This is a genomic window from Rhodococcus sp. C-2 (assembly GCF_027854095.1).
GTDB classification, from domain to species: domain Bacteria; phylum Actinomycetota; class Actinomycetes; order Mycobacteriales; family Mycobacteriaceae; genus Rhodococcus_F; species Rhodococcus_F qingshengii.
In genome coordinates this window covers 1-7,674 of sequence record NZ_JAQGFI010000032.1, presented here as the reverse complement: position 1 = coordinate 7,674, position 7,674 = coordinate 1, and the positions used below count along the sequence as shown (strand labels likewise).

Genomic DNA, 7,674 nt, shown 5'->3' with positions numbered 1-7,674 from the left:
TGTGCCGCGCGGATAGCAGCGACGTACCCACCGGGGCCGGCTCCGAGGACAACGACGTCATAGTGTGAGGTCACGATTCACCAGGGTAGTCCTGCATCGTTTCGCTGTCCCCAGATGGTCGTATTACCCGTCGGTAGCCCACACTTCTCGGGCAACTCGGGCGAAATTTCCGCCGTACACGGCCTCGATCGACGGCTCGTCGAAGCCCCGCTCACGCAATACCTGATCAAGTGTCAGCACCTCCTCCGGAGGAGTCCACTGCAGTGGCCCCCACGCGGTGTACGCCTCGGAGAACGACGACGGGTTCTGCTCGATCTCTTCGCGGAAGTCGTCGGCGTCGAAGGAGAAGTCGGAGCCGATCCCGACATGATCGATGCCGACGAGTCCCACAGCCTCTTCGATGTGGTCGGCCATCGCGGACAGCCGAGCCTGGTCGTCATCCGGTCCGTTGACGCCGAGGAATATGCCCACGCCGTTGACCCCGATTACGCCGCCGGTCTCCGCACACGCTCTGGCCTGATCGTCGGTGATGTTGCGCGGATGCTCCCACAACCTTCGGAGGTTCGAGTGGCTGTAGATCATTGCTCGCTGGGTGATAGCTGAGATGTCCAACCCCGTCTGTACCGAACAATGTGAGCCGTCGACCGTCATTCCGACGCGATTCATCTCGGCAACCAGGTCACGGCCGTATCCACTCAACCCCGTGTCCGCCAGGTCCAAGCAGCCGCAGCCGGCAGCGTTCATGTAGTTATACGTCGGCAACATCGAGCGGACTCCGAGGTCGTAGAAGTACGAGACGTTGGCCAGGTCTCCCTCCAGCGGATTCGAGTCCTCCAGGTCGAAGGCCAGGGCGATTCCGCCGGACTCCTGAATCTCGACGACGCCGTCGACGCTGAAGACAGGGGTGATCTCCGGGAACTCGACCCGCGCCTGCCACGCGAAACTCTTGGCGATTGCCGTCGAGTCCGCGCGAGTCTGCGGCGAGTAACCGACGTTCACCGAAACGTAACTCCCCGCTGGGCGCTGATATCGGAGAAGATCTTCGACAGACGCGTTCGACTGCAGAGGTAGGCAACAATGTTGTTCCCATAGTGGATATGTCCGGTTCACTCACTAATCCCGTCGATGATCAGGGAAATTCACCTGAAACTGGTCGTACGTTCAGCAAATCTCTGGTTCACTGGCGGATAACGCACCGATGCGGTAGAACTTACAAGACTCACACGCCCTGTACCTATCGACAGAGCATGTACCCAGCATGAATTCCCGTACGGGAACAGCAACAAAGGACCGTTCACTCCTGGGCGGATTCGAAGGAATTTTAGGTGGAGGTTTCTGAACGTATGCGTGCTCGCACTTTCAAGCGTGGCCGTCTGGTCGCCGCTGTAGCCGCAGTATCCGTGCTGCCGATGCTGATCAGCCCTGCAGTGTCGTCCGCAGGCGGAGATCCGTCGACCACCACGGCAACTGTTGCCAAGGCAAACACAACGGGTTCCAAGCTCTCGAGCCGCACGGACAACGGGCGCATCGCCACCATCAAGGTGTACTCCCCTTCCATGGAACGCGATATTCCGCTCGAGGTCATCCTCCCGGCAGACGGCAGCGAACCCCGCCCGACCCTCTACCTGCTCAACGGTGCAGGCGGCGGCGAAGACCGGGCGACGTGGCAGCGTCAGACCGACGTCAACGAGTTCTTCGCTGACAAGAACGTCAACGTCGTCACCCCGCTCGAAGGTGCATTCAGCTACTACACCGACTGGGTGAACGACGACCCGTCCCTCGGCCGTCAGAAGTGGCAGACGTTCCTGACCCAGGAACTCCCGCCCGTCATCGACGCCGAGTTCAACACCAACGGCGTCCAGTCGATCTCCGCGATCTCGATGACCGCGACCTCGGTCCTCAACCTCGCCATCGCAGCTCCGGGCCTCTACAAGGGCGTCGGTGCATACAGCGGATGCGCCGAGACCAGCACACCGGTCGGCCAGTCCTCCATCGAACTGGTTGTGGGCATGCGCGGCGACGCTGACGTGACCAACATGTGGGGCCCCCTCGACGGCCAGGGCTGGATCGACAACGACCCCGTCGTCAACGCCGAGAAGCTCCGCGGCACCGAGCTCTTCATCTCCACCGGCTCCGGACTCCCCGGCCCGCACGACACCCTGAACAACGAGGCGATCAACGGACAGGTCGGCACACTCGCCAACCAGGTGATCGTCGGCGGCGTCATCGAGGCAGCAGTCAACTACTGCACCCACAACCTCGCCTACCGCCTCAACGATCTCAAGATCCCGGCCACCTTCGACTTCAAGCCGACCGGCACCCACTCGTGGGGCTACTGGGAAGACGATCTCCACAACTCCTGGCCGATGCTCGCTCGTTCGATGGGCATCTGACCGAAATCGTTCCGACTCGACCCCGCTCCCTGCACTTCCGGGAGCGGGGTCGAGTGCTTGTCTGGGCCGATTCGGGGGTTAATTCGGGGGTTAATTCCGGGGCCAATTCAATTGTCAGGCAATCGAATCGCGTCACTTTCTGCGCCCGCTCTGCTTTACTGACACATAACAAAAAGTGAACCTGTTCCAGTAAGGGCTCACAGGCACTTCGATCCGTTCCGGATCCGAAGACATTCAGGTGGAGGATCCGAACGTATGCGTGCTCGAATTTTCAAGCGTGGCAGTGTGATCGCAGCTCTCGCAGTGGCCACGGTGCTGCCGATGCTGATCAGTCCGGCGACAGCTTCTGCGGGCGGTGACACGTCCGGATCGCACGTCGTGAGCAACACCAAGACCGGCGACCGCAAGGTCACCATCTCGGTTTTCTCCCCGGCGATGGATCGCAACATCCCGCTCGAGGTCATCCTCCCCGCAGACAACAGCGAACCCCGCCCGACGCTCTACCTGCTCAACGGTGCAGGCGGCGGCGAAGACTCGGCGACCTGGCAACGCAAGACCGACGTCATGAACTTCTTCCAGGACAAGAACGTCAACGTCGTCACTCCACTCGAAGGCGCGTTCAGCTATTACACCGACTGGGTGAACGACGATCCGGTTCTCGGTCGCCAGAAGTGGCAGACGTTCCTCACCAAGGAACTCCCGCCCGTCATCGACGCCGAGTTCAACACCAACAAGGTCCAGTCGATCTCCGCGATCTCCATGACCGCGACCTCGGTCCTCAACCTCGCCATCGCGGCTCCCGGCCTCTACAAGGGCGTCGGGGCGTACAGCGGATGCGCTGAGACCAGCACCCCCGTCGGTCAGAGTGCGATCGAACTTGTCACAGGTACCCGCGGTGGAGCTGACATCACCAACATGTGGGGCCCGCTCGACGGTCAGGGATGGAAGGACAACGATCCGGTCCTCAACGCCGAGAAGCTCCGCGGCACCGAGCTCTACGTCTCCACCGGCTCGGGACTCCCCGGTCCACACGACACTCTCGCCAATCCCGCGATCAACGGTCAGGTCGGTGCGCTCGCCAACCAGGCAATCGTCGGCGGCGTCATCGAGGCAGCGGTCAACTACTGCACCCACAACCTCGCCTACCGCCTGAGCGATCTGAAGATCCCGGCCACCTTCGACTTCAAGCCGACCGGCACCCACTCGTGGGGCTACTGGCAGGACGATCTCCACAACTCCTGGCCGATGCTCGCTCACTCCCTGGGCGTCTGACCCGATTCGTTCTCACTCGACCCCGCTCCAGTGTTTCGGGAGCGGGGTCGAGTGCTGTCGGGAGCGAGCAGTAAGAATGGACGTATGACTTCCGATCAGCAGCCCACCACCGGCGACGACCCCTACCTCTGGCTCGAAGACGTGACCGGTGAGTCTGCACTCGATTGGGTCCGTCAGCACAATGCCGTGACCGAGGAGCAGCTCACCGACAACGAGCGCTTCGATCGACTACAGAGCGACGTGCGCGAGATCCTCGATACCGACGCGCGAATCCCCTACGTCCGCCGTCGAGGTGAGTTCCTCTACAACTTCTGGCGCGACAGCACCCACGTTCGCGGATTGTGGCGACGCACGACGTTCGATCAGTACGTCACCGACGACCCGGAATGGGACGTCCTGGTCGACCTCGACGCCCTGGCCGAGGCCGAGGGCGAGAACTGGGTCTGGAAGGGCACGCAACTTCTACGGCCACACCGCAACCGTGCATTGATCAGCCTCTCCCGCGGCGGGGCAGACGCGGCGGTCGTTCGCGAGTTCGACATCGACAAGCGCGAGTTCCTCGCTCCCGAGGGCGAGAATCCCGGCTTCTACCTTCCCGAGGCCAAGACCGACATCGACTGGATCGACATCGATACCGTCTACGTCGGAACGGATATCGGACCGGGGTCGCTCACCGATTCCGGATATCCCCGTCTGGCCCAGCGGTGGAAGCGCGGCACTCCCCTCTCCAGCGCCGAGACCGTCTACGAGGGCCAGGCCACGGACGTGGCCATCTCGGCTTCGCACGATCCGACGCCCGGGTTCGAACGGGACTTCGTCACTCGCTCGGTCGATTTCTACAACTCTCAGCATTTCGAAGTTCGCCCCGACGGTGAACTGGTGCTCGTGGACGTCCCCGAGGACGCCGGGATCTCGATTCACCACGAGTGGTTGTTGATCCGCACCAAGTCCGTGTGGGCCGTCGAGGACACCGAATATCCGACCGGCGCACTGCTTGCCATCCGTTACGACGATTTCCTTGCCGGCTCACGAGCACTGACATCGATCTTCGAACCCGACGCACATTCCTCGCTCGAGCACTACACCTGGACACGCGATCATCTGATTCTGGTGGTCCTGACCGACGTGCGCACGACGCTGCGAATCCTGACGCCGGGCGAAAACGGCTGGGAGGATCGACCTTTCGAAGGGCTTCCAGAACTGACCAGTATCGAAATTCTCGACACCGACCCTGATGTCAGCAACGAGTACTTCGTCAATTCGAGTGGATACACCTCCCCTGCAACTCTTTTGCACGGCGTGATCGGCGAAACCGAACCCACTGCCCTCAAGCAGGCTCCCGCGTTCTTCGACGCCGAGGGCATCACCACGGAGCAGTTCTTCGCCACCTCTGCCGACGGCACCCAAGTTCCGTACTTCGTGGTGCGCAGTCCGCGTAGCGAGCCCGGCCCTACCCTGCTCTACGGGTACGGCGGATTCGAGATCTCGCTGACACCGTCGTACAGCGGTTCTCTGGGCCGTGCCTGGCTGACGCAGGGCGGAACCTATGTGGTTGCGAACATTCGTGGTGGCGGCGAGTACGGACCCGGTTGGCACACACAGGTTCTCAAGGCCGGGCGCCACAAGGTGCACGAAGACTTCGCTGCCGTCGCGAGAGACCTCGTCGATCGCGGAATCACGACCCCGGATCTTCTGGCAGCTCAGGGCGGTAGCAACGGCGGCCTGCTGATGGGCATCATGCTGACCAAGTACCCCGAGCTCTTCGGCGCCATCGTCTGTCAGGTCCCGCTGCTGGACATGCGCCGATTCCATCTCCTGCTGGCCGGCGCTTCGTGGATGGCCGAATACGGTGACCCCGATGTCCCGGAGGAGTGGGCATTCATCTCGGAGTACTCGCCGTATCAGAACATCGACGCCGCCGCGTCGTACCCACCGATCCTGATCGCGACGTCCACCCGCGACGACCGCGTCCACCCCGCGCATGCCCGCAAGATGGCCGCACGGCTGGAAGAGCTGGGCAAGCCGGTGCTGTATTTCGAGAACATCGAGGGTGGCCACGGCGGCGCCGCGGACAATGCTCAGCTGGCCTTCAAGACTGCGCTGACCTACGAGTTCCTCTGGCAGAAACTCGGCTGATCTTTCAGCGGTCGCGCAACCACGCGACGACGCGCTCGCTCACAGCGGTGGGATTGCGTATCCAACCGTTGTGACCGAGTGGTTCGTCGATGTGCGTCATCGTCACTTGGGCCCCGGAGAGCTTGTCCACCAGGTTCTTTGCCGACCGGCGTGGAGCGAGATCGTCCCCTTCGATCGTGATCGACAGAACCGGCAAGGTCAGGCGAGCGATCCGCTCCTCGTAGTCGATATCCGCACCGACGGGTTCCATGCGACCGGTCCTGGCGAACCGGGCCCAATCGGTGATCAGAACTTTCGACTGTCGACCGAAGCCGCCGACGTTGACCCGGTCTCCCGGCCAGAAGCCGGCGATGTTGGCTGTCACCGACATCGCGGACGAACCCAGATAGAGTCCGGGCGCACGGATTCCGGGGAATCCGCGGTGATACGGCGATCCGGAGGCAACCAGGATCAGTCCGCCGAGCCGGCCCCGAATCCTCGACGCGTACATCACCCCGATCTGGCCGCCCATGCTGTGCCCCATCAGAAAAGGTGTGCTGGCCGGGAACCGCTCGCGCACTACCTCGAACGTCGCCGGACAATCGATCGAGACCAGTTCCTGATATCCGAAAGCACTCGACGCGCTCGGGCGCGGTTTGCTGTCACCTTGGCCGCGCAGTTCACCGATGGCCGCGTTGAAGCCGGCTTCGACCAGGGCCTGCGCCACCGGATCGTAGAACCCGGCGGGAACTCCGAGCCCGGGCAACATCACCACCACGGGTGCGTCGTCGTTCGGTCCGGGAAACAGACGGATCGGGGTCACGGTGCCGTCGGGGAGTTGGATCGGTACGGTCTCCATTCAACTCACACTAACCACCCACGCCGCGGATGGGCAGAGCACACGCGCCGACTATTCGAGGCTGCCCACGATCAGCGGATCCGGAGTACCCACGATCTCGTAATCCTTGTTGTCGTAATCGAACTGACTGAGCACGTGACGCATCGCGTTTATCCGCGCGCGTTTCTTGTCGTTGCTCTTGATGACGGTCCACGGAGCGGTGGCGGTATCGGTGAACCGGATCATCTCTTCCTTCGCCGCCGTGTACGCATCCCACTTGTCCAGAGAAGCGATGTCCATCGGCGAAAGCTTCCACTGCCGCACGGGATCGACCTGTCTGATCGCGAACCGCGTGCGCTGCTCCAGCGGTGAAACCGAGAACCAGAACTTGATCAAGCTGATGCCGTCGTCGACGAGCATCTGCTCGAACAACGGCACCTGGCGCAGAAATCGCTCATGCTCCTCGTCGGTGCAGAAACCCATGACCCGCTCGACCCCGGCCCGGTTGTACCAAGATCGATCGAACATCACCAGTTCCCCGGCGGCGGGAAGGTGCTGCACGTAGCGCTGGAAGTACCACTGCGTCGACTCGCGAGCCGACGGCTTCTCCAGCGCGACGACGCGAGCGCCACGAGGATTGAGGTGCTCCATGAATCGTTTGATCGTTCCGCCCTTACCGGCAGCGTCGCGTCCTTCGAACACGATGGCGTGCCGTGCGCCGGTTTCTTTCGACCAGTTCTGCAGCTTGAGGAGTTCGATCTGCAGCAGACGCTTGGACATTTCGTACTCGTCCCGAGGCATCCGTGCGTCGTACGGGTAGCCCTCCCGCCAGGTGTCGACCTCGAAACCGTCCGGCGACGTCAGCAGCACCGGATCGTCGTCGTCATTGTCGTCGACGGTGAAGGCGGCGGTGTCGGCCAGATCGACGGCGGTCGAGAGATCCGCGAAGGCGCTGAGGAACGGTCGGCGTTCTGCTAAATGTTGTGGGTATGGACGTTGCTGACGCGGGACTGAAGTAGACGGGCTGGTCCTCGGCGCGAGAATGGGAATTGCGAA

6 protein-coding genes are annotated in these 7,674 nt (G+C 62.3%); 3 read left to right on the top strand and 3 right to left on the bottom strand.

Features of this window, described 5'->3' with window-relative positions; genetic code table 11:
- Window positions 1-123: 123 nt before the first annotated feature.
- A complete protein-coding gene (locus PCS43_RS33225; RefSeq protein ID WP_125050460.1) occupies window positions 124-1,110 on the bottom strand; it encodes a dipeptidase in 987 nt (328 codons plus the stop codon).
- A 233-nt stretch (window positions 1,111-1,343) separates the two neighbouring features.
- On the opposite strand from PCS43_RS33225, the gene PCS43_RS33220 reads away from it, so the two are divergent.
- The 3 genes from PCS43_RS33220 to PCS43_RS33210 all read left to right on the top strand — a co-directional run bounded on the left by PCS43_RS33220 (window position 1,344) and on the right by PCS43_RS33210 (window position 5,801).
- Window positions 1,344-2,393, top strand: a complete 1,050-nt coding sequence (locus PCS43_RS33220) for an alpha/beta hydrolase (protein ID WP_007733735.1) — start codon at window positions 1,344-1,346, stop codon at window positions 2,391-2,393.
- A 255-nt stretch (window positions 2,394-2,648) separates the two neighbouring features.
- Window positions 2,649-3,665, top strand: a complete 1,017-nt coding sequence (locus tag PCS43_RS33215; RefSeq protein WP_007733734.1) for an alpha/beta hydrolase — start codon at window positions 2,649-2,651, stop codon at window positions 3,663-3,665.
- 84 nt (window positions 3,666-3,749) lie between these two features.
- Window positions 3,750-5,801, top strand: coding sequence for a prolyl oligopeptidase family serine peptidase (locus PCS43_RS33210; protein WP_042450421.1), 2,052 nt, complete (start codon window positions 3,750-3,752; stop codon window positions 5,799-5,801).
- A gap of 4 nt (window positions 5,802-5,805) precedes the next feature.
- Here PCS43_RS33210 and PCS43_RS33205 read toward each other — a convergent pair whose 3' ends face one another.
- Both PCS43_RS33205 and ppk2 read right to left on the bottom strand, forming a co-directional pair.
- Window positions 5,806-6,639: an alpha/beta hydrolase family protein gene (locus tag PCS43_RS33205; RefSeq protein WP_042450422.1), complete on the bottom strand. Its 834-nt coding sequence runs from the start codon at window positions 6,637-6,639 to the stop codon at window positions 5,806-5,808.
- Window positions 6,640-6,690: 51 nt separating this feature from the next.
- Entirely contained in the window at window positions 6,691-7,539 is an 849-nt protein-coding gene (gene ppk2, locus PCS43_RS33200) for a polyphosphate kinase 2 (RefSeq protein WP_270923246.1), read from the bottom strand.
- Window positions 7,540-7,674 lie beyond the last annotated feature (135 nt).